The organism is Pseudomonas sp. GG8, from assembly GCF_052976945.1.
Genome location: NZ_JBRIIP010000001.1, coordinates 1,468,287 through 1,490,349, shown reverse-complemented (window position 1 = coordinate 1,490,349; position 22,063 = coordinate 1,468,287). Strand labels below are relative to the sequence as shown.

Here is a 22,063-nt window from a genome sequence, read left to right as displayed (position 1 = left end):
CCTCAGATCATCTCTTCGCCGCCCTTGCCACCGAGAACGATTTCTCCGGCTTCGGCCATACGGCGAGCAATAGTGAGGATTTCTTTCTGCGCGGTTTCCACATCGCTGACGCGCACCGGGCCTTTGGCCTCGAGATCGTCGCGCAACAATTCGGCAGCACGTTTGGACATGTTCTTGAAGATTTTCTCCTTGATTGCTTCGTCGGAGCCTTTAAGCGCCAACACCAGCACATCAGAAGACACTTCGCGCAGCAACGCCTGGATACCCCGGTCGTCGACATCGGAAAGGTTGTTGAAAACGAACATGAGGTCTTCGATCTGACCGGACAGGTCCCCGTCGACTTCGCGGATCGAGTCCATCAACTGGCCTTCGATGGAGCTGTCGAGGAAGTTCATGATATCGGCCGCACGCTTGATGCCGCCCAAGGTGGTGCGCGCTGTATTGGAGTTGCCGGAGAACTGCTTTTCCAGAATCTGGTTCAGCTCTTTCAATGCCGCCGGCTGCACGGTGTTGAGCGAGGAGACACGCAGAATGATATCCAGACGTACCTTGTGATCGAAATGACCGAGCACTTCGCCAGCCTGATCCGGGTCCAGATAAGCCACAACGATGGCCTGAATTTGCGGGTGCTCATAGCGGATCACGTCAGCAACCGCACGAGGCTCCATCCATTTCAGGCTGTCCAGACCACTGGTATTGCCCCCCAGCAAGATCCGGTCGATGAGGCCGTTGGCCTTGTCTTCGCCCAAGGCCTGGGTCAGCATTTTGCGGATATAACCGTCGGAGCCGACGCCGAGACTGGTCTGGTCGCCGACGATCTCGACGAACTCACTCATCACCTGCTCGACTTCCTCACGGTGCACATTGCGCATTTGCGCCATGGCGACACCGACCCGCTGAACCTCTTTAGGCCCCATGTGCCGAAGCACCTGAGCGGCATCGGTTTCACCGAGGGAGAGCAAGAGAATGGCAGCCTTGTCGACCTTGGTCATCTTGGCGGTAAGCGCTCGATTGTCACTCATCTGCGTTAATCCACTCTTTCACGACCTGAGCCACACGACCTGGGTCTTCAGCCACCAGGCTCTTGATTGCATTCAACTGTGCGTCATAACCCTCGCTCGGGCTAGGCAGCAAAATACTTTGCGGACCGCCAAGGCTGACGCGGTCATTGGACAGTTCACCACCCAGACCACCCATGCCACCGAGCTCGGCATCGCCGTCGACGCCAACCAGCTGCCGGTTCTTGCCACTGGTGATGTTGTTGAGTACCGGCCGCAGAACACCAAATACCAGTACCAGGATGAACAACACACCCAGCACTTGTTTGACGATGTCCCAGAACCACGGATGGGAATAGAACGGAATATCAGGGATCACTTCGCCACGATCGGTGGAGAATGGCACGTTTACCACACTGACGCTGTCGCCGCGACTGGCGTTGAAACCAACAGCGTCCTGCACCAGCCGGGTAAAGCGCGCCAATTCGTCGGCATTCCATGGCGTAAGGCTGGTCTCGCCTGTCTTGGGATCGACTTTGACCCGATCATCCACGACCACCGCCACAGACAAGCGATTCACCCGACCCTGCTGCTGCTTGGTGTGACTGATGGAACGGTCCAGCTCAAAGTTCTTGGTCGACTGCTTACGCTTGTCCGCTGGATAAGGTGCCAGCATCGGCTGACCGGTCGCTGGGTCCATGATCTGCTGACCATTTGCGTCGAGCAGCGGTTGACCTGGCTGTATGGAACCTGAGGCAGCTGCACCCGCGCCCGCCTGCTGAGGCGCACTGGCTGGACCGGGCGGCTGATTACTCAACGCACCCGGAACGCCCTGCGGACCGCCACCGGAGGAACGCTGTTCGTCGACCGACTGCTCGCTGCGCAACGCAGGTTGATCGGGGTTGAAGCTTTCCGCTGTCGACTCAACGGCGCTGAAGTCCACATCGGCCGAGACTTCGGCCTTGTAGCGATCATTGCCCAGAATCGGTTGCAGGATGTTCTGTACACGCTGAGTGAGCATGTTTTCCATACGGCGACTGTAGTCAAACTGCTTGCCAGCCATGGTCAATTCGGAGTTTTCACTCTGATCGGACAACAGCGTGCCCTTCTGGTCGACCACGGTAATCTGCGACTTGCTCAGTTCGGGAACAGCCGTTGCCACCAGGTTGATAATCGCCATGACCTGACCCGGCTCCAATGAGCGGCCAGCGTACAATTCGATCAGTACCGAAGCGCTCGGTTTACGCTCGTCACGCACGAACACCGAACTTTTCGGGATCGCCAGATGCACACGTGCACCCTTGACGTTATTGAGGCTGGAGATGGTCCGGGCAAGCTCGCCTTCAAGCCCGCGACGATAGCGCGTGGCTTCCATGAACTGGCTGGTACCCAGGCCCTGGTCCTTGTCGAGAATTTCGAAGCCGATGTTGCCGTCGCCTGGCGCTACACCCGCGCCCGCCAATTTGATCCGCGCACGCTGCAAATCATCAGCCTTGACCAGCAACGCGCCAGAATTTGGTTCGACGGTATAAGGGATGTCCGCGGCCGCCAACGTATCCATGACCTGTTTGGCGTCCATACCGGCCAGACTGCCGTACAGCGGCCGATAATCAGGCTGCTGGGACCAGAGCACCACGGCAAAACCAATAGCAACACTCGCTGCCAGACCGACCATAAGGCCAACCTGACGCAACATGGTCATCTCGGAGAGATTTTCCAGAAAGGACAAACCAAACAGCGGCGGCTTACCTTGAGGGGCACCCGATTTGGCCGGCACGTTATCGGTGACTGCTTCAGCCATGACTCAATACGTCCTTAAACCGGCATCTGCATGATGTCTTGATACGCTTGAACCAGTTTATTGCGGACCTGGGTCAACGCCTGGAACGAAACGCTCGCTTTTTGCGAGGAGATCATCACGTCAGTGAGGTCCACACCGCTTTTGCCGATTTCAAACGCATTCGACAATTGATTAGAGGCCTGCTGGGTATCGTTGACCTTGTTGACGGCCTGGCCAAGCATATCGGCAAAGCTGCTGGCGCCGATTTCCGGGGTGCTTATTGCTTTTGGCGTAGCCATGGCGTCCATTTGCATGGAGCGCATGTCCAACATCAAGCGATTAAATTCAACACCTTGGCTCATGACGTCTCTCTCACTAAAGGCCGCAGATTTTTGACACTCGTTAAGCGGCTACACATGGCAAAGCAACAACAGTGCCAGCCAGGTGATGGCCTTTAGCCGCAACTTGCATTCAAATGGTATGAAGTCTGCAGGAACACGCGCCAGCCTGCGAATAGTTTGATGCGGTGCGCCTTATACACCACACGGCATCAAGTAGCGAATAGAGACGCTTCAACATCCATCCCCGCATCGCGCATCTGCGCCAGCTTGTAACGCAAGGTCCGGGGGCTGATACCCAAGCGTTCCGCCGCTTCTTTGCGACGGCCGCGCTCAGCGCGTAGGGTGTCGATGATTATCTGAAACTCACGACGCCGCAAGTCATCACCCAAGGCCCCGGCGGACTCTCCGACCTGATTATGTGATGCCGCACCATCGGCTGAAGGCACTGACACTGAAGGCATCGGTGTTGAAGCAACAACCTGCGGCTGCGTCGGAACACCTAACGCCGGCACTGGCGAAGCCGCTACCGGGCCAGACAAACAGAAGTCCTGTGCCTGAATCACCCCTCCCTGCTGCAGGATCAATGCCCGCTGAATCGCGTTATCCAGCTCGCGAACATTGCCTGGCCATGGGTAGCCGATCAGACAGGCTTGCGCGTCCGCCGACAATCGTACGGCGGCATGCTTCATTTTATTGACGTGTTTGGACAGCAACCGTTCGGCCAGCGGCAGAATATCGGCAGTTCGCTCACGCAGTGGTCGCCAAGCCAACGGAAACACCGAAATCCGGTAATAAAGATCTTCGCGAAAACGTCCTGCAGCTACTTCTGCGGCCAGATCGCGGTTGGTGGTTGCCAGCACACGAATATCCAAGATGATGGGTTTACGCCCGCCCACACGCTCCACTTCCCTTTCCTGAAGCACGCGCAGCAATTTGGCTTGCAGACCGAGGGGCATTTCAGAAATCTCATCCAGCAGAATGGTGCCGCCATCTGCCTGCTCAAACTTGCCCGCCTGCGCCGCGATGGCGCCGGTGAACGATCCTTTCTCATGACCGAACAACGTCGCTTCAAGCATGTTGTCCGGGATCGCCGCGCAATTGATCGCAATAAACGGCTTGTTAGCCCGAGTAGACTGCTGGTGAATAAAACGCGCCAACACTTCCTTGCCCGTACCGGACTCACCGGAAATCAGCACCGTCGAATCACTCCTGGCCACTCGACCGGCCAAATCCAGCAATTGTGCGCTGGCCGGCTCGAAGGCTACCGGCCCCTCACTGTCAGCAGGTCCGGGACGACCCAGTGCGTGCCGCGCTACCAACTCCATAAATGCTTTGGGCTCGAAAGGCTTGACCAGATAATCCGCCGCGCCCTGACGCATCGCATCTACCGCACGCTCGACCGCGCCGTGCGCAGTCATCAACAGTACAGGTAATTGCGCATAACGGCTGCGCAACACGCTCAACAATTGATGACCATCCATGCCCGGCATGTTGACGTCACTCACCACCAGACCGAAGGACTCTTCAGCCACGGCCTCAAGCGCCTCTTCAGCCGAACCGACGGCACGGAAGTCGTGCCCGGCCAACATCAAGGTCTCACCCAGCGCCTCGCGCAGTGAAGGATCATCCTCGACCAGCAACACCTTGATCGCCATCAGTTCACTCCCGCGTCACAAGCTTCCGGAATCAAAGGCAGAGTGACAATCGCGCACGTGCCGCGACCCGGACGAGAACGAAATTGCAGCTGCCCCTGGTGTGCACGGGTGACTGCGCCGACCACCGCCAACCCCAACCCGGTGCCGGTGGACTTGGTGGTAAAGAAAGGCTCTCCGATGCGCGCCAGTGCCGAGGCGTCGATCCCGCTGCCATTGTCACTGATGCATAAGCGCAGCGTGTTATCGCGACTGTAGAGATGGATTTTCAAGCGCGCTTTTCCAGCGCTGGCCTGCACCGCGTTTTCAATCAAATTAAGCAGCGCCCCCACCAGCGTGTCTCTATTGCACAGCAACGCGCCTTCGCGACTGTCGCACTGCCAACGTACCGATAGACCCTGCACGTGGGTTTGCGCCGCCGCCTGCAAGGCCTGAAACAACAGATCGGGCGCAATACGATCGGTCATCGGCAACTCGCCACGTGCGAAGACCAGCATGTCGCGCACCTGATGTTCGAGCTCGTGCAAACGCTCTTTCAAGCGTCCGGCAAAACGTTGCTGAGTCGCCACCGGCAGCTCCTGCTCAGCCAAATGGCTGGCATAGATCAAGGCTGCGGACAGCGGCGTACGAATCTGATGAGCCAGCGAGGTGACCATTCTCCCCAGGGAGGATAGACGCTCGTGACGGGCTAGCTGCCCCTGCAGATGACGGGTTTCGGTCAAGTCGTTAAGCAGCACTAGCTGACCCGGCTCCGCGTCCAGTGAACGCGTTGCGATGGACAGACGTCGTCCATCCTTGAGAGACACTTCGTGACCATCATCTTCGCGCGGCGCGAAACACCGACTGATCACTTGTCGCCAAAGCATGCCCAGCAGTGGCTCACCTAACAGGTCGCATGCTGCAGGGTTGGCCTCACGCACCACGCCCTGACCGTCCATGACAATGACGCCGCCGGGCAACAGCATGAGCAAGTTTTGCAGGCGATTAGCCAGACGCTCTTTTTCCGCCAATTCCTGCATTCGCTGAGCACTGACGACCGCCAACTCCCCCTTGAGCTCCGTCACCCGCGCTTCGAGCAAGCTGTAGGAGTCACTCAACTGACTCGACATCTGATCGAACCGCGAGAACGCCTGCTCAAGCCCGGTCCGGCTTTCCGGCTCGAGGGACGGCTGCGCTTCGTAAGAAAGGGCAGAAGACATCTGGGCAGCCTGGGGCATAGTGGTCTCTCGCATGGCGAACCGTCATTAAACGGTATGTAGCAAGAGACATAGCAATACCCGTGCCGAAAAAAAACCCCTGACTTATCAGGGGTTTGATTATTCGAGAAGAGAAGAAGCGTCAATCCTCCGCCTGTTCTTCCCCATCACGACGGCTCATGCCGTATTTGCGCATTTTTTCCACCAGGGTTGTACGGCGAATACGCAGACGCTCAGCCGCGCGCGCCACAATGCCGCCCGCATCGTCCAATGCCTGCTGAATCAGGCCCTGCTCCAACCCTCCCAGATAGTCCTTGAGGTCAAGACCTTCAGGTGGCAACAAGGCGCCGGAAGCGAAGTTGGGCGTATGTCCATTAATAGCGACCCGCTCTTCCAGGTCAGTGCGAAAGCTATCAACCAGTTGCTCGTCTTCATCGTCAACGTAACGGAATTTTTTCGGCAACTCGATGACGCCGATCACCCCGTAGGGATGCATGATCGCCATGCGCTCGACCAGATTGGCCAGTTCGCGAACATTGCCCGGCCAGGCGTGACGACAAAGCGACATGATGGCCGCCGAGTTGAAACGGATCGAGCCACGTTTTTCGTGCTCCATGCGCGAAATCAATTCGTTCATCAGCAACGGAATGTCTTCGACACGCTCGCGCAGCGGGGCCATCTCGATCGGGAATACATTCAAACGGTAATACAGGTCTTCACGGAACGTACCGATCTCGATCATGTGCTCGAGATTCTTGTGCGTCGCTGCAATGATTCGCACATCGACGCTCTGGGTTTTGTTGCTGCCGACCCGCTCGAAGGTGCGCTCCTGCAGCACACGCAACAGCTTGACCTGCATAGGCAGCGGCATGTCGCCGATTTCGTCGAGGAACAAGGTGCCGCCATTGGCCAGCTCAAAGCGCCCGGCACGACTGGTGATCGCCCCGGTAAACGCGCCCTTCTCATGACCGAACAGTTCGCTTTCCAGCAACTCGGCAGGTATGGCTCCACAGTTGACAGGTACGAACGGCGCATCACGACGCTTGGAGTGATAGTGCAGATTGCGCGCAACCACTTCCTTGCCAGTACCGGACTCACCGAGGATCAGCACACTGGCATCGGTGTCGGCAACCTGCTGCATCATTTGCCGAACATGCTGAATCGCGCGACTGGTACCCACCAGACTGCGAAACAGGTTCGGCTCACGATGACGACCACGCTCACGGGCATGATCGTACATTTCACGATAAACCTGAGCACGGTGCAGGGAATCGAGCAGTTTGCTGTAGCTGGGCGGCATTTCCAGAGACGAGAGCACACGACGGCGCAAGTCCTCTGGCAGGTCAGTGGAAGAAAATTCTCCCATTAACATGACGGGAAGGAACTCATCCCAGGCGGCGATGGTCTTAAGCAGTCCTTGAAGAGTACCTGGAGCGCTCACTTCGCCCACCAGCACGCAAAGCACTTCTCGGGTAGAGGTCAGAGAACCGACGACCTGCTGCCAATCAAGGCTTGAGCAGGACAAATTTTCTTCGCCAAGAAAATTTAAAATGACCGCCATATCCCGGCGGCGCAGGCTATCGTCATCAATCAGCAAAATCTTGATTTCACGCCACATGCAATAGCAACTTCCCTAGTCAAACTCAATGCCCATGAAATGGGGGCAAGCTTGGCGTCTACGACCCATTTGGCGATTTAGACGTCAGAAAATAGTAAACCGCACTAGTTAAGTCAAAAATCCGCGCACAGTCAAATTTATGGCGAATTTCTTTTTTTCGATCAACTGAGTGTCAACCGAACAGATGGTAAACCTTTGCCGCGTTTTTCGCTTGCCGGATCTGCGTCATCTCGTCGACTATTGCTTGGCGCTCATCAGTAGCGACCTCAATCAGCTGTCGATACACCCCTAACAGGCGTTCAAGATTGCTTCTCACTTCGGTTTCGTTTAGCGGAGCCTCGCTGATCACATCGTCAACACAAGCGCGGCAAGCTAGATCCAGCTGCCCAATAGCTTCCCAGTCACGCTCAGCCAATGCACCGACCAACGCTTCACGGGTTTCTTCGATACGCTGCAATACAGCACTCATGGTGATCTCCTCGAAACAGCAGGCTATAGGGTCGCGATGCCATCCCAGCCATCCTTGACCGTACGCAGCAAATCGCTGACTTCGTCGAGGATTTTCGGGTCGCTCTTGATGTTGGCTTCCGCCAGACGCTTCATCATGTAAACGTAGAGATTGTCTAGATTCCCCAGAGCAGCTGCCGATTTCTCCAGGTCAAGACCTTCGCGCAGACCACCCACGATGCCAATGGCCTTGCCGATCAGGATACCCTTGTTAGGAATGTCCTTACGCTCCATCGCACCCCTGGCTTGAGCAATGCGGTCCAGACCGCCTTCCATCAGCATTTGCACGAGGCGGTGGGGACTGGCTTCGGAAGTCTGGGCTTGCGCACCAATCTTCTGATACTGCCGAAGAGCTAACATCGGATTCATGTTCTACCTCATCAAAACTCAAGAGTTCGTATACCCAAGGTATCGACACAACGTCACAAAACTTTAGGCCAGATGCCAAAAGCCCGACTGCGTTAAACGCAGCCGGGCTTTCGGTGCCGAGACAGTAATTAGCCCGTCTTCGATGCGCTCAACGAAGTGAAGTATGACGTGATACTGGTCGAAGTCGCCTTCATCTGCCCCACCAAAAGGTCCATCGCGTTGTATTTGGCTGTCAACGCGGCGGTCATATTGGTCACCCGCAGATCCAGTGCGGCCTGCTGGGTGGTGAGGGCATTCTTCTGCGTGGTCAAACTGCTCGAACGCGTATCAAGAATACCACCCGTCTGAGTATAAGGCGTAAGGACCGCACCCATCCGCGCCAGCAATCCGTTGGTACTCGTGGTACCGCTGAACAACTGCTGAACCTGCCCGCCCAGACTCTTGCTGGTCATCGCTGTCGTGAACTTGGTGCTATCAAAGGTCAGCGTACCGGCCTTCTGGTCCGTCTGGATACCCAACTGTGAAAGCACCGACAACTGACTGCCAGGACCAGGCGTAACCAATTGGTCACGCAAAGACGCCAGCAATGTCCTTGGCAGAGAATCACCGGTCATAGCAGCCGCTACCGTGAGATTACCCTTGCTGTCTGCGGTGGCCTTAGTCAAGGAGGTAATGGTCTTGACCACTGTGTTGTAGGCATCAACAAAGGTCTGCAACGAGGTTTTCAAGCCATCGGTATTGGTTGCAACCGTCACCGTCGAGCTGCCAGCGGCAACCAATGTCATGCTCAAACCACTGATTGCCTTGCTCACCGTGTTGGACGAGCTCTTGACCGCCAGCCCATCAATGGTGAGATTTGCATCCAATGCCTGACTGCCTATATAGCCAGCACTACCAGGAGTTGCTGAATTGAGCGCAGTATTCGCGGGTATAACCAACCCCGCAACGCTACTGGTGGTGGTGATATCCGAGCCAGCACCGGTGGTTGTAGAACCAAATACCAGACGCGAGGCCCCCGTGCTGTCCGTCACGATGTTGGCGCTGACGCCACTGGTGGCTGTCTGGGTGTTGACCAAATCACGAACCGACTGCAGCGTCGAGTTCGCCGGGATAGTGAAGCTGGTCGCAGTGGTATTTTGAGTGATAGTCAAGTTACCACTCGGAATAGCACTGGTAGCCCCTCCAGAGAAAGAGGCAGTCGCAACTTTGGAGCTGGTGGCCAGATTCTGAACAACAATATTGTAACTGCCATTGACCGCCGTATTGTCCGAGGTCGCAGCAAGGGTTGCCGGGGTAGACGAAGTCGCCGCAAAACCCGAAAAAGCCGGGTTTGTGGCGCTGCCAAGATTGGTCAACGCCGTCTGATAGGCAGTCAGAGCGCTTTTCAGCGAACCCACTCCAGAAATCTTGGACGTCGCGAGGGTCGTCTGACTGTTGATCTGCGTCTGCTTGGCCGACTTGTCGGCATTGACCAATGCGGTGACGATAGAACCGATATCAAGGCCAGAGCCAAGGCCTGTACTGGGGACAATTGGACTTGCCATGTGCATCTCCTTTCAGTTTTTCGTCGGTCTTTTGACCACTACAACGAATAAAAGAACATACAGACACTATTCATGCCAGCATCAAGCTTTTGCGTTGAACAACACGCTGCTTGCATTACTTAAGTTATCTGCCAATTTCAGCGCCTCCTCCGAGGGAATCTGCCTGACCACCTCACCCGTTTCACTGGCGATTACTTTTACCACAACCTTGCCGGACGTTTCGTCAATCGAAAACTCCAGATTGCGCTTGACCGATTGAACGAATTTTTCAATCTCCTGCACTGCCGCTTTCAACTTTTTCGAATCAGAGTCTTTACTCGCGGTCACTTCTGCCACGCTATCGACCAGAGGCGTCCCAGCCGACTTATTAGCAGCACCGCTCAGCGGTGTCACCGCCGGGTAAGACAAGTTCAGCTTGACGCTCATATCCATGTCCATCACCTCCTAAAGTAAAAAAGCGGGAGAGCACGACACGCGCACCCTCCCGCCAAAACTCATTCCAAAATTACTGAAGCAGTTTCAGTACAGCGGAAGGCAGCTGGTTGGCCTGAGCCAAAACAGCGGTCGAAGCTTGTTGCAGGGTTTGGCTCTTGGTCAACTGAGCAGTTTCAGCAGCGAAGTCGGTATCTTGTACGCGACCTTGTGCAGCCGTGACGTTTTCAGTGATGTTCTGCAAGTTGGAAATGGTGCTGGTCAGACGGTTCTGCGAAGCACCCAGGTTTGCGCGAGTTGCGCCGATTTGAGCGATGGCAGCATCAATTGCAGTGATTGCGTTATCGATGTTGGTACCAACAGTGGCGCTGGTACCGGTCAGCGCAACAGTAGCGCTGGCTACGGAAAGGCTGGCGGCGTCGAACTTGCTGCTCAGAACCAGGTCGATGTGGTTAGCAGTACCGGTGTTGGAACCCACTTGCAGGGTCATGGTACCGGCAGAACCGTCGAGCAGGTTCTTGCCGTTCAAGTTGGTGCTGGCAGAGATACGAGTCAGTTCGTCAGACATCTGAGCGAATTCTGAGTTAGTTGCGGTCTGGTCAGCGGTACCGTTGGTGCCGTTACGTGCCTGAACAGCCAGTTCACGCATACGTTGCAGAATGTTGGTAGATTCTTGCAGCGCGCCTTCAGCAGTCTGAGCCATCGAGATACCGTCGTTGGCGTTTTTCACTGCCACGGTCTGACCACGAATCTGGCTGCTCATACGGGTAGCAATCTGCAGGCCGGCAGCGTCGTCTTTAGCGCTGTTGATTTTCAGGCCGGAAGACAGGCGAGTCATGGATTGAGAAAGAGAACTCGCTGCGTTGTTCAAGTTTTTCTGAACAGCCAGGGATGTAACGTTGGTGTTTACGCCTAAAGTCATGATGAGTTCCTCAATGGTTGGGTACTGCGGCTTCCGGCCCTGGCAACCGCCGGGTGTGGCCTAGAGAACCTTCGTAATAGTTATCGTCGAGATAGCAAGGAGCTTGAGGGCTTTTTAAAAAAATATTGCCACTACTCTGACATCCCTACAGCTGTCGGGGGCTGCAGAGCATCTCACTCACTCTATTCAACGACCTACAACCTCACACCACCCCGACATCTCCAACCGTTTTGAGGCCTGGCATCCTTGACCGGATACCAGGATTCGACATGCGCCCGAAGGCATTCTTTATTGCAGAAGTTTAAGAACTGCGGCCGGTAGCTGGTTGGCTTGAGCCAAGACGGCCGTCGACGCTTGTTGCAGCGTTTGCTGCTTGGTCAGCTCGGCTGTTTCCGAGGCGAAATCGACGTCTTCGATTTGGCCGCGCGCAGCCGTGGTGTTCTTTACCATGTTGTTGAGGTTGGAAATGGTGCTGGCGAAGCGGTTTTGCTTGGCGCCCAGATTGGAACGAGCGGCATCAATGGTTTCCAGAGCCTTGTCGATGGATACAATAGTTGCCTCGATGTTGTCGGCAATGGCTTGATCGTTGAGCGGTTTGCTCTTTTTATCCAGTTCGGTTGCGTCCTTTAAAACTGTCGTCGCACCATCGGCTTCCGTTTTTGCGGTAGCCACAACGGCTTGTTGAGCCGTGTAGGCAGCAGGATCAGTAACCGCATCAATCGCACCCAGCGCAGCTTCAGCAGCAGCCAGTGCTGTATTTTTCTGTAGAGCATCATCGGTCATCTTTTCCGTCACATTGACAGGCAATAGATTTCGACTTCCGCTCCCATCAATCGCAAGCGCCGTGTACTCGCCCTTCACAACCGCTACGGAGCCGGTTGTCTTATCGTCGCCCGGTACAGCCGCAGCGCTTTTAGCCGCTACAAACAACGATTCGGCAGAGAAATCGTCCGAGAGCGACAGGCTGATCTCCTCGGTTCTCCCTACGTTGGCGCCCACATGAAACGTCATCGTCCCGGCGCTGCCATCCAGCAGCTTCAAACCACCACCAAACGTGGTGCTCTTCGAAAGACGGGTCAGTTCTTGAACCGACTGATTGAATTCGGAATTGAGTGCATCCCGCTCCTTTTGACTGTTGTCGCCGTTTTTTGATTGAATCGCCAGTTCTCGCATCCGCTGCAGGTTGTTGGTCGATTCCTGCAATGCCCCCTCCGCAGTTTGCGCAATGGAAATTGCATTGCCCGCATTTCTGGCCGCAACCGTCATCCCTTTAATCTGGGTCGTCAGGCGACTCGCGATTTGCATGCCGGCGGCATCGTCCTTGGCGCTGTTAATCCTTAAGCCTGAAGACAAACGCGCCATTGATGTGCTGACGGCATCGGAAGAGCGGTTCAGATTTCGCTGAACCGACAACGAAGCGACATTGGTATTTACGGTTAAAGCCATCGTGAAATTCCTCACAAAAAAAAGATTGCTGGCTTCCAAAAACGGGCTGCATCCGGCACGCCCTGAAAACCTACAAAATGCTTATCGGAAAAATTACAAGTGGCTTTAACTGGCTTTTTAAGACTGTTTGGGAATTACAACTATTAAATACCCGACATTTGTAGGGTATTTTGGTTATAAGCGTGGATTTTTAAAGGTTTAATTTTTTACGGATTTTTTTGCAAAAAAAGATGAAAAAAAAATCGAAAAGCCTCCTCCTCACACATTTTCCGAGCGGGGATAAGAGAAAAATTCGTGACGTATCTAGAACGGGGTCGTGACGGGGAGTCGAGAAAGGAACACATCCATGCAGAAGCGTCGGCGGGGCAACCTGAACGCGCTCGAACTACTATTCGCGCTCGAGTAACGCCACCAACTCATACTCTAGATAGTCAGCCAACCCCAACCAGTCCAGCCCTTCCTGGCAGGCCAGCATCGGCGGCAGTAGCTGCAACCATTGTTGTTGCGCTGCTGGCGAGCCCCGACTTAACAGACTCTGCGCGTGATCGAACACATCGACCATAGTCAAGGCCGCCTCGACATTACGCCCAAGACGAAACAGCCCGGCACACTGCCGACAGTCGATGACACACTGTGCACGGGGGCTCATTGCACAAACTCCAGGTTAAAGGCCGTACCGGCGATCATCGCACCTGCCCGACTACTGTTAAGAAAGCGCACCTCTGGATGCCCGGCAATGTAACGTTCCAGCTCGCCCAGATAGCGACGAAAATTGAGCTGCGTCTTGACTCGTTGTCCATGACCATCAAGCACCCAGTGCCTGGCGAGGTTAACGCCAGGCCCTAGATCACCGTCATTCCAGCCCGCGTGGGTCTTGTTCATCGGGAAAGCAAAATCAGCGCCGAACAAGGTGATTCTCGCTGCGCCCATTTTCACCGCCAAGTCTACCGCCGGATGAAGCACGCTGCCGCCGACGTACAACTGCGCTTTGGCAATTTGCTGGCGCAGCGCGGCATAGATCGGGCTGGCGGAATAGCCGGCATAGCGCAGGCCCTTCCAGGCCACGAGCACCTCCGGATCACTCATTGGCATATACACCAAGGGGATACTGTCGGAGTCCGACGGCGGCAAGTGCCGAGCCGTGATCCCCTTATCGATGCTCACCACCAAGTCCGGTTTGATGCCGTGCTCAATTAACGGCCGGTAAGCCGTATCGACACTGATAAACAGAGGCCGCTGCACCTGCTCACGAATAGCCAGAAGCTTTTCGAAGTGCTGCTCCAGGCTCGGCCCCGTACCAATCACATAGACTTCCTGCCCCGCCTGCGAGCCGAACAGCTCAGCGATATCACGGTCACTGCGCAACAGCTCGAGGCTGTCCTGCAAGCGCTGGAGAATCTGCGGGGATTGCGGATCGAACTCGCGATTATTGAAGCTCAGGTGCACTTCGCTGACCAGTCGATCACGAATCCTGGCATTAAACTCATCCGCTAATTCCAACTCGGACGGCAGCGCAAAGAACGGTAACTGGATCTCGCGGCAATCGGCGGCATAACTCAGTTCGACCCGTGGATCACTGAGCCAGGGCGTTTGGTCAAGGAGGCTGAGGACCAAAGCAAACAACCCACCGTTGAGAATGTGCACCTGCAACCGTCGTAGCTCGGGATTTTCCAGCAAGACCTGCTGCAAATCGCCCAGCCCCGTACCGTACACATGCAGCATCGGACTCTCAGGTGGCAGACTGGCTGCTTGCAGGCGGGCTTCAGCAGTGCGGTCATGGCGACTGGTCAACTGAATGCCGGCAATCCTCAGGGTTGAACCCAACCCTTCCACCAGTTCGACCTGCAATGATTCGCTATCTTCGGCCAACAACCGGGAGAACACCTCCGGCCAGCGCGCCTGTAGCACCTCGGCATTTTGCTGAAAGCTCTCGCTCATGCTGCCTCACTCAAAACGTGCGCAAAAAAATAGCGCTCAAGGTTAACTCACCTGAAGCGCTATTTTTAGAAGCTTATGCAATCACGAGCGATGAATGATCGCCGAGCCCCAGGACAAGCCGACACCAAAGCCACTCAACGCAACCCGATTCCAATCGCTGTCGAGCACGTGTTTTTCCAGCAACAAAGGAATGCTCGAAGAAACGGTATTACCGGTTTCCAGCATGTCCTTGAGAAACTTCTCCGGATCACCTTCAAAACGCCGGGCTACAGCATCGACAATCGCAGCACTGCCCTGGTGAATACAGAAGGCGTCGATATCGTCCGAATGCAAGCCAGACTCATCCAGCAACTCGTGCAGGTGCGCGGGCACTTTGAGCAGCGCGAAGTTGAAGACCTGACGGCCATTCATGAAAAACACGCCGTTACTGACCTTCAGGTGCGGTGCGCCGGAACCGTCAGTGCCAAATTTGGCCTTGCCCAGCTGCCAGTCAGCCCCCTCGCCCATCCACGTGGCTGTCGCAGCATCGCCAAACAGCATCGTGGTATTGCGATCTTCGGGGTCGACAATTTTCGAGTACGGGTCGCAGGTCACCAGCAGGCCGTTCTTCAGCCCTGCGGCGTCCATGAAGCCCTTGAGCGCATACAGGCCGTAGACGTAGCCCGAGCACCCAAGGGAGATATCGAACGCGGCCACATGGGTCGACAGGCCGAGCTTGTCCTGAACGATGGCGGAGGTGTGGGGCAAGGCCTCTTCGTCGCCGTTCTGGGTGACGACGATCAGCACGTCGATGGATTCGCGCTTGAGGTCGGGATTCTTGGCGAACAAGGCATTGACGGCCTCGACGCACAGGTCAGACGTTTCTTGCCCGGCGTCTTTGCGCGGCAGGAAAGCAGAACCGATCTTGCCCAGAATGAACTCTTCATCCTTGGCGAACTTAGCACCTTGTGCGTAGTTATCGACGCCGGCTACGGGCACGTAACTCGCTATGCTTTTTATGCCAATCATTATGGCTTCCCAATAATAAACAGCTGAATATCACCGTTCTCTGCAATCGAGAGCGCTGGCCAACAGAGATTTCCTGTCGTCCACAAGGAGCGACAGCGAAGGGAATAAGTGGCTATCGCCAGGCCAATAAAGAGCCAAGCGCCATCATTCCCTATTAATACAATACAGTGAAGATGCGCGTTATGACTCGCAGGTCACGCTATTTTGCCGAATCAGCCACAGAAGCTGTTATTCGACCAATGACCAGTCCAGGGGTGTACCCCGTTTCAAGGCCTGTCCCGCACGTCGCCCGATGAGCGCATCGCGGTGTTTTGGGGCCAATCCAAAGCCCGGACGGATTGCTCTCAGGTTGTCAGCACTGAAGACTTCACCGGCGACCATATCCTGAGTCACATACAGTGATCGACGATAGACCAGTGACGCGCGCTCGGCCTCTGTGACGCCATAATGCACGTGCCCCATGGCCTGCCAGGCACGTTCGGTTTCAATGACCAGGCTAGCCATTTCAGCCGGTTCCAGGGAAAAGCTCGCATCTACCCCGCCAGCGGCTCGATCCAGAGTGAAATGTTTTTCGATCACTGTCGCCCCGAGCGCTACGGCTGCCACGGAAACGCCAACGCCCATGGAATGATCGGACAATCCCACCTCGCAACCAAACAAATCGCGCAAATGCGGGATGGTGCGCACATGGCTGTTTTCTGGCGAGGCCGGGTAAGTACTGGTGCACTTGAGCAACACCAAGTCCTTGCACCCGGCAGCACGAGCAGCGCGAACCGTCTCGTCCAGTTCGGCGATACTCGCCATGCCGGTCGAGATAATCAACGGCTTGCCGGTCGACGCGACCCGGCGAATCAACGGTAAATCGGTATTTTCGAAACTGGCGATTTTGTAAGCCGGCACATCCAGGCTTTCAAGAAAATCCACCGAACTGTCATCGAATGGCGTCGAAAATGCCAGCATCCCCAGCGCTTTGGCCCGGGCAAAAATCGGCGCGTGCCACTCCCAGGGTGTGTGGGCTTTCTCGTACAACGCGTAGAGGGACGACCCCGCCCACAGACTATTGGGGTCCTTGATAAAAAACTCGCCGTGCTCAAGGTCCAGGGTCATGGTATCGGCGGTGTAGGTTTGCAGTTTCAAGGCGTGAGCACCGGCCTTGGCCGCCGCCTCGACAATCTGTAGCGCGACCTCAAGCGACTGGTTATGGTTGCCGCTCATTTCGGCGATGATGAACGGCGCGGTATCGGCACCAATCGAACGCGAGCCTATCTTGAAACTAGTCATTGGCATGATCCTTTAAAACGCGCTCGAAACGGCAGGCACTCTGCTGGTAGCCCGCATCGCGAAACAGGTTGATCGACGCCTGATTGGCCGGCAGCACCTGCGCATCGATCACTCGTAGTTGCGGCCAGTGACGCTTGATGAATCGCTCCCCTCCGGCCAGTAGCGCCCTGCCCCAGCCCAGACCGAATCGCCCTTCGAACAGGTAAATCGATACTTCAGCCCTTGTATCCAGCCTGTCATAGCGCAGCACGCCCACCGGGCCGTCGACCGTTTCTGCAACCAACAGCAGGCGTTGGTCATTCACGAGGGTGGCAGCCAACCAGGTCAGATGACCGGCCCAATCAATGGCGTGCGATTCCACCGACCAGCGCCGGACCTCTTCAGCGTTGCGCCCATCGAACAGCAGACGTGCGTCGTCTATCGTCGCCGGGCGCAATTGCAGCACCTCACCGGCCAGGGCCGCTGCCACACGGCGTGCGCCACAGCCATCGACCAGCAGGCGAGAGCGCTTGGCAAAACTCCGACGCAACCCCTGATTGGCCAACAACACACTGATCGATTGACGCAATGACTCAACAGAAACCTGGTCACGCGGCCCCAGGTACAGGTGCGCACCGACTTCAGCCAAACGTTCAGCGTTGGCCTGTTGATTGGCCGCCACCGCGATACAGATCGTTGGCAGTCCCAAGGCTGCACGCTCCCAACTGGTGCCGCCGCCCGCGCCGACAAACAGATCGGCATGCGCCATCAGCTCAGCGAACTGGTCCGTGTGGGTTTGCAATCGCCAGGTGGAACGCCCTGAGGCCAGTGCCTGCATCCGCGTCCACTCGGGGTTACCGGTGCCCGCGATAAAGTCGACTTCCAACCCGTCTAGTTCACTCAACGCCAACATCGCCTTCCAGGTTTCCCCGGCGGCATCGAAGCCGCCGAAATTCACCAGAACCCGACGCGCCAGGGCCTGAATCGGCACCGGGTCGCGCTTGAACTCATCCCGAATCATGGCAAAACGTGGGCCGAACAACGTTCGGCACTCGGGTCCCACCCACGGTGCATAAGCGCTCGGCGTGCCGCTGAAGTTCTGGTCGAGCAACAGATCAACAGCGTGACGGCGGTTGGCCAGATCATCGATTGCTGCGATCCGTGGTGCCCATTGTCGGGCGGCGGTCTGCCAATGATGATCGAGGCCATAGTGATCGACGATGATCCAGTCGAACGCATCCTCTACCGTCAGCAACTGCTGCAGTGCCGCAATGTCCGCCTGCCAAGGCAACGCAGCTTCGATGTCTTGCCCTGCATTGGCTTGCTCAGCGTACGTCGCAGGTAACCCATAAGCGCGCCATCCCTGAGTCGCGAGATGCTCGAGCAAATGCCCAGGCAATAAGCGACAGGCAAAAGCCACGTCATGTCCGCCGTCGCGCAATACCTTGGCCAAGGTCAGGCACCGCGCAATATGGCCGCTGCCTATAGCGTGCGAGGCATCCGCCCGGATCAGCACTCTCACGACTCCAGCTCTCCACCCGCCAGCAACGCTGCGTAGAGGTACTCGGCGCGGGTCCAGTCCTCTTCGCTGTCGATATCCTGGACCAGATGCCGGGGCAAGATCACCGGCAAACTCTGATCCGAAAACAATACATCACCCCGCAACCATGCCTCGGTGCGCCCCCAATAGAACTGTCCGGCGTCCTGATAGGCCACGGGCAGGTCCTGGGATCGGGTTTCCCGGTACTGCGGATACAGCGGTTGCAGGGCGCCCTGCTCATTCAGACTCAGCGCACGCTGCACGGCAAAGCCAAAACCGCACACGGAAAAGGCAAAGGATTTCCCCGGGTTCTGCTCGAGGGCCGTCAAGCCTTCGCGCAGGTAGCGCCCTTGCAGCAAAGGTGCTGTGGCATAGATACAACAAGCGTAATCGAAGCAGTGCCCCTGCTCCTGCAGTGTCGCCAGCCCATGCATGATCACCGCCGCCGTACCGGTGAAGTCATCGGCCAGTTGCGCCGGGCGCATGAAGGGTACCCATGCACCGTGGGCCCTGGCGATCGCAGCGATTTCTTCATCGTCGGTACTGACCACAACCTGATCGAACAGGCCGCTCCGTAGCGCAGCCAGAATCGACCAGACAATCATCGGCTGGCCGTTGAACAGCTTGAGATTCTTGCGCGGGATCCGTTTACTGCCACCCCGCGCCGGGATGATTGCTACCGCTGTCACAGGCGCTTTTCCAATAGAAACCAGTTGATATCGTCGGTCGGGAACTGCGGATCGCGGTGATAGCTGAACCCATAGTCGAGCAGGTGCAGATCACTGTAGCGATCGAGCATTTCCCCGGCAAAATCACGCTTGAACAACTTGCCGCTGTTACCGCGATAGGACACCTCTACCGGCACCGGGTTGTAGTACTCGCAAATCAGGATATAGCGTTGACTCAGTTGGTACAGCTGAGCGTAAGCCGCAGGCAGCAGTTCAGGCGCGAGGTGAATCAGTACGCCTTTGCTCAGGGTCAACTGGAAAGTCCGATCATGTGGATAGTCGAACAACGAACCATGCCAGACGTCCGCAACCCCCAGCGCTTGCGCATAGGCCTGAGCCTGAGCATTGATCTCGACCCCCTGAAGCACACATGTTGGCAATAGCTGATGCAAAGCTTGCAGGTTATTGCCCGTGTTGGTGCCCAACTCCAACAGACTCTCTAGCCGTGAGGTTCGCGCCAGCGCTTTGGCAAACAACGCCAGGTTGGCTGCGATCAGCGGCTGCCCCTGATTGCGTCCCGCGTATTGGTCACCGAACTCGCCCCGCCAGAACTGCTCTTGCTCACTTAATTCACGCATGCACTACTCTCATCAACGGATCGCGGCAAGAAGGCACTTAGCCAAGCAGGCTACGCAACTGCTCGATCACATAGTCTTGTTGCTCGTCTGTCAGGTCCGGGAACAGCGGCAAGGTGACCGCCTCGTCGAAATAACGCTCGGCCTCTGGATAATCGCCATCTGTGAATCCTGACTCGCGGTAGTAAGGCTGTAGATGCACCGGAATATAGTGCAGGTTCACACCGATCCCTGCAGCTCTCAAAGCATCGAAAAGGTCTCGTTGGCTAAGTTTTACTTGATCAAACCGCACACGCACCACATACAGATGCCAAGCCGATTCGGCGCCTGCCTGTGCAGTGGGTAACACCAACGGAAGTTCAGCCAACAGTCGCTCATAACGCGCGGCCAATTGGCGCCGCCTCGCGATAAAACCGTCGAGCCTGGCCAACTGCGAAAGGCCCAATGCAGCGTGCAGGTCGGTCATTCGATAATTGAAGCCCAACTCCAGTTGCTGGTAGTACCAAAGCCCTTGGCTGGGTACCGACATCTGCGACGGATCGCTGGTAATGCCATGGCTGCGCAACCGACGCAAACGTTCGGCAAGCTCTGGCCGATTGGTCAGGACCATACCGCCTTCACCCGAGGTAATAATTTTCACTGGATGAAAACTGAAGACCGTCATCGTTGCATACGCGCCACAACCCACTGGGCGTCCGTCATAGGACGCCCCTACCGCGTGCGCCGCGTCTTCGATCAAGGTGAATGCGTAACGTTCGGCGAGCCCGGCAATGGCTTGCATGTCGCAGCTCTGACCAGAGAATGCCACCGCCACCACCACCTTCGGCAGTTTTCCGACGCGCTCGGCGGCTTCGAGTTTTTGCGCCAGCAAGCCGGCGTCGAGGTTCCAGGTATGCGGATCGATGTCAACGAAGTCCACATCGGCGCCGCAGTAGCGTCCGCAGTTGGCGGAGGCAACGAAAGTATTAGGCGTGGTCCACAGCCGATCACCGGGGCCCAATCCTGCCGCCAGACAGGCGATATGCAACGCTGCCGTGGCATTGCACACCGCAACCGCGAAATCCGCCTGACAGCGCTCAGCCATTGCCGATTCAAAGCGCTCGATGGTTGGGCCCTGGGTCAGCCACGGGGACTTGAGAACCTCAACCACCGCGTCGATATCCGCCTGGTCGATGCTCTGTCGCCCGTATGGAATCGAGTATGGAATCATGAATGCAGCTCAGCGTGCAGATCCGCGATCTGACCCACGCTCAAAAACTCTGGATTGGTATCGGAACGATACTCAAAGGTTTCGTCTACTTGAGCACCACACTCACCGAGGCCATTGACGGCATAGTCGACGTCGACGTTGGTAAACCGGATCGAGGGCTGGATGGTGTAGTGATCGGAGAACTCCAGGGTCATTCGCGCATCGTCGAGCGGCACCATCAACTCATGGAGTTTTTCACCGGGACGAATCCCGACATTTTTGTGCGGTAGATGCTCGGCCATGCCCACGGCCAGATCGATAATCCGGATCGACGGAATCTTCGGCACAAACACCTCGCCGCCGTGCATGCGCGCAAAGCTGTCGAGCACGAACTGCACACCATGATCCAGGGTGATCCAGAACCGCGTCATGCGCACGTCAGTGATCGGCAACTCCCGCGCACCGTCGCTAATCAATTTACTGAAGAACGGCACTACCGAACCTCGAGAACCCGCCACATTGCCATACCGCACCACAGCGAAACGCGTTGGCTGGTCACCGGCAATGTTATTCGCCGCAACGAACAACTTGTCCGACAGCAGCTTGGTTGCGCCATACAAGTTGATCGGGCTGGCCGCCTTGTCGGTGGACAAGGCGATAACCTTTTTCACCCCATTGTCGATGGCCGCAGCAATAATATTTTCCGCGCCGTTGACGTTGGTGCGGATGCATTCGGTCGGGTTGTACTCGGCGGCCGGCACCTGCTTCAAGGCTGCCGCATGCACCACATAATCGATCCCGCGCATGGCCAGACGCAGCCGCTCGGCATCGCGCACATCCCCCAGAAAATAACGCATACACGGCGCGTTGAACGTCTGTTGCATCTCGTATTGCTTGAGCTCGTCGCGGGAGAACACCACGACACGCTTGGGCTGATACTGCTCAAGCAAACGGCGGATAAAGTTGCGACCGAACGAGCCGGTGCCACCCGAGATAAAAATTGATTTGCCGTTAAACATG

At 56.4% G+C, this 22,063-nt stretch carries 21 protein-coding genes; all 21 read right to left on the bottom strand.

The annotated features are described in order from the left end of the window. Window positions 1-2 precede the first annotated feature (2 nt). The 21 genes from fliG to pseB all read right to left on the bottom strand — a co-directional run bounded on the left by fliG (window position 3) and on the right by pseB (window position 22,062). Entirely contained in the window at window positions 3-1,022 is a 1,020-nt protein-coding gene (fliG, locus tag ACVBEG_RS07290; RefSeq protein WP_322180023.1) for a flagellar motor switch protein FliG, read from the bottom strand. Continuing rightward, window positions 1,015-2,799, bottom strand: a complete 1,785-nt coding sequence (gene fliF / locus ACVBEG_RS07285; protein ID WP_322180025.1) for a flagellar basal-body MS-ring/collar protein FliF — start codon at window positions 2,797-2,799, stop codon at window positions 1,015-1,017. Before fliF ends, fliG begins: the two co-directional genes overlap by 8 nt. Before the next feature lie 14 nt (window positions 2,800-2,813). Next, a complete protein-coding gene (gene fliE, locus ACVBEG_RS07280) occupies window positions 2,814-3,140 on the bottom strand; it encodes a flagellar hook-basal body complex protein FliE (RefSeq protein WP_322180027.1) in 327 nt (108 codons plus the stop codon). Between the two features lie 188 nt (window positions 3,141-3,328). Further along, complete coding sequence (locus ACVBEG_RS07275; RefSeq protein ID WP_322215477.1) at window positions 3,329-4,774, bottom strand: sigma-54-dependent transcriptional regulator; 1,446 nt, start codon at window positions 4,772-4,774, stop codon at window positions 3,329-3,331. After that, window positions 4,774-5,970 (bottom strand): sensor histidine kinase, encoded by a 1,197-nt coding sequence (locus tag ACVBEG_RS07270; RefSeq protein WP_447107528.1) that lies wholly within the window; start codon window positions 5,968-5,970, stop codon window positions 4,774-4,776. The genes ACVBEG_RS07275 and ACVBEG_RS07270 overlap by 1 nt, the downstream gene beginning before the upstream one ends. Window positions 5,971-6,109: 139 nt before the next feature. Then, window positions 6,110-7,585 (bottom strand): transcriptional regulator FleQ, encoded by a 1,476-nt coding sequence (gene fleQ / locus ACVBEG_RS07265; protein WP_322180034.1) that lies wholly within the window; start codon window positions 7,583-7,585, stop codon window positions 6,110-6,112. Window positions 7,586-7,757: 172 nt separating this feature from the next. Beyond that, window positions 7,758-8,054, bottom strand: coding sequence for a flagellar protein FliT (fliT, locus tag ACVBEG_RS07260; RefSeq protein WP_322180036.1), 297 nt, complete (start codon window positions 8,052-8,054; stop codon window positions 7,758-7,760). Window positions 8,055-8,077: 23 nt separating this feature from the next. Further along, window positions 8,078-8,461 (bottom strand): flagellar export chaperone FliS, encoded by a 384-nt coding sequence (gene fliS, locus ACVBEG_RS07255; protein ID WP_322180038.1) that lies wholly within the window; start codon window positions 8,459-8,461, stop codon window positions 8,078-8,080. A 128-nt stretch (window positions 8,462-8,589) separates the two neighbouring features. Next, entirely contained in the window at window positions 8,590-10,005 is a 1,416-nt protein-coding gene (fliD, locus tag ACVBEG_RS07250; RefSeq protein ID WP_322180040.1) for a flagellar filament capping protein FliD, read from the bottom strand. A gap of 81 nt (window positions 10,006-10,086) precedes the next feature. Continuing rightward, on the bottom strand, window positions 10,087-10,437 hold the full coding sequence (locus ACVBEG_RS07245; protein ID WP_322180042.1) for a flagellar protein FlaG: 351 nt from the start codon (window positions 10,435-10,437) through the stop codon (window positions 10,087-10,089). Between the two features lie 73 nt (window positions 10,438-10,510). Further along, window positions 10,511-11,359: a flagellin domain-containing protein gene (locus ACVBEG_RS07240; RefSeq protein WP_322180044.1), complete on the bottom strand. Its 849-nt coding sequence runs from the start codon at window positions 11,357-11,359 to the stop codon at window positions 10,511-10,513. A 288-nt stretch (window positions 11,360-11,647) separates the two neighbouring features. Continuing rightward, window positions 11,648-12,805 (bottom strand): flagellin N-terminal helical domain-containing protein, encoded by a 1,158-nt coding sequence (locus ACVBEG_RS07235; RefSeq protein WP_322180046.1) that lies wholly within the window; start codon window positions 12,803-12,805, stop codon window positions 11,648-11,650. A gap of 388 nt (window positions 12,806-13,193) precedes the next feature. Continuing rightward, the gene (locus ACVBEG_RS07230) at window positions 13,194-13,454 is read right to left on the bottom strand and encodes a hypothetical protein (RefSeq protein WP_322180048.1); all 261 of its coding nucleotides are present in this window, start codon (window positions 13,452-13,454) and stop codon (window positions 13,194-13,196) included. Next, on the bottom strand, window positions 13,451-14,743 hold the full coding sequence (locus tag ACVBEG_RS07225) for a motility associated factor glycosyltransferase family protein (RefSeq protein ID WP_323565703.1): 1,293 nt from the start codon (window positions 14,741-14,743) through the stop codon (window positions 13,451-13,453). The genes ACVBEG_RS07230 and ACVBEG_RS07225 overlap by 4 nt, the downstream gene beginning before the upstream one ends. 81 nt (window positions 14,744-14,824) lie before the next feature. Next, window positions 14,825-15,751 (bottom strand): ketoacyl-ACP synthase III, encoded by a 927-nt coding sequence (locus tag ACVBEG_RS07220; RefSeq protein WP_322180052.1) that lies wholly within the window; start codon window positions 15,749-15,751, stop codon window positions 14,825-14,827. Window positions 15,752-15,979: 228 nt separating this feature from the next. After that, window positions 15,980-17,032, bottom strand: a complete 1,053-nt coding sequence (pseI, locus tag ACVBEG_RS07215; protein ID WP_322180054.1) for a pseudaminic acid synthase — start codon at window positions 17,030-17,032, stop codon at window positions 15,980-15,982. After that, window positions 17,025-18,533: a UDP-2,4-diacetamido-2,4,6-trideoxy-beta-L-altropyranose hydrolase gene (gene pseG, locus ACVBEG_RS07210; protein WP_322180056.1), complete on the bottom strand. Its 1,509-nt coding sequence runs from the start codon at window positions 18,531-18,533 to the stop codon at window positions 17,025-17,027. Before pseG ends, pseI begins: the two co-directional genes overlap by 8 nt. Continuing rightward, window positions 18,530-19,240 (bottom strand): pseudaminic acid cytidylyltransferase, encoded by a 711-nt coding sequence (gene pseF, locus ACVBEG_RS07205; RefSeq protein ID WP_322180059.1) that lies wholly within the window; start codon window positions 19,238-19,240, stop codon window positions 18,530-18,532. Before pseF ends, pseG begins: the two co-directional genes overlap by 4 nt. Beyond that, window positions 19,237-19,857 carry a pseudaminic acid biosynthesis-associated methylase gene (locus tag ACVBEG_RS07200; protein ID WP_322180061.1) on the bottom strand — a complete coding sequence of 207 codons (621 nt, stop codon included), beginning with the start codon at window positions 19,855-19,857 and terminating at the stop codon, window positions 19,237-19,239. The genes pseF and ACVBEG_RS07200 overlap by 4 nt, the downstream gene beginning before the upstream one ends. 37 nt (window positions 19,858-19,894) lie before the next feature. Continuing rightward, the gene (pseC, locus tag ACVBEG_RS07195; RefSeq protein ID WP_322180063.1) at window positions 19,895-21,064 is read right to left on the bottom strand and encodes a UDP-4-amino-4,6-dideoxy-N-acetyl-beta-L-altrosamine transaminase; all 1,170 of its coding nucleotides are present in this window, start codon (window positions 21,062-21,064) and stop codon (window positions 19,895-19,897) included. Beyond that, the gene (pseB, locus tag ACVBEG_RS07190) at window positions 21,061-22,062 is read right to left on the bottom strand and encodes a UDP-N-acetylglucosamine 4,6-dehydratase (inverting) (protein ID WP_322180066.1); all 1,002 of its coding nucleotides are present in this window, start codon (window positions 22,060-22,062) and stop codon (window positions 21,061-21,063) included. The genes pseC and pseB overlap by 4 nt, the downstream gene beginning before the upstream one ends. Window position 22,063: the final 1 nt, after the last annotated feature.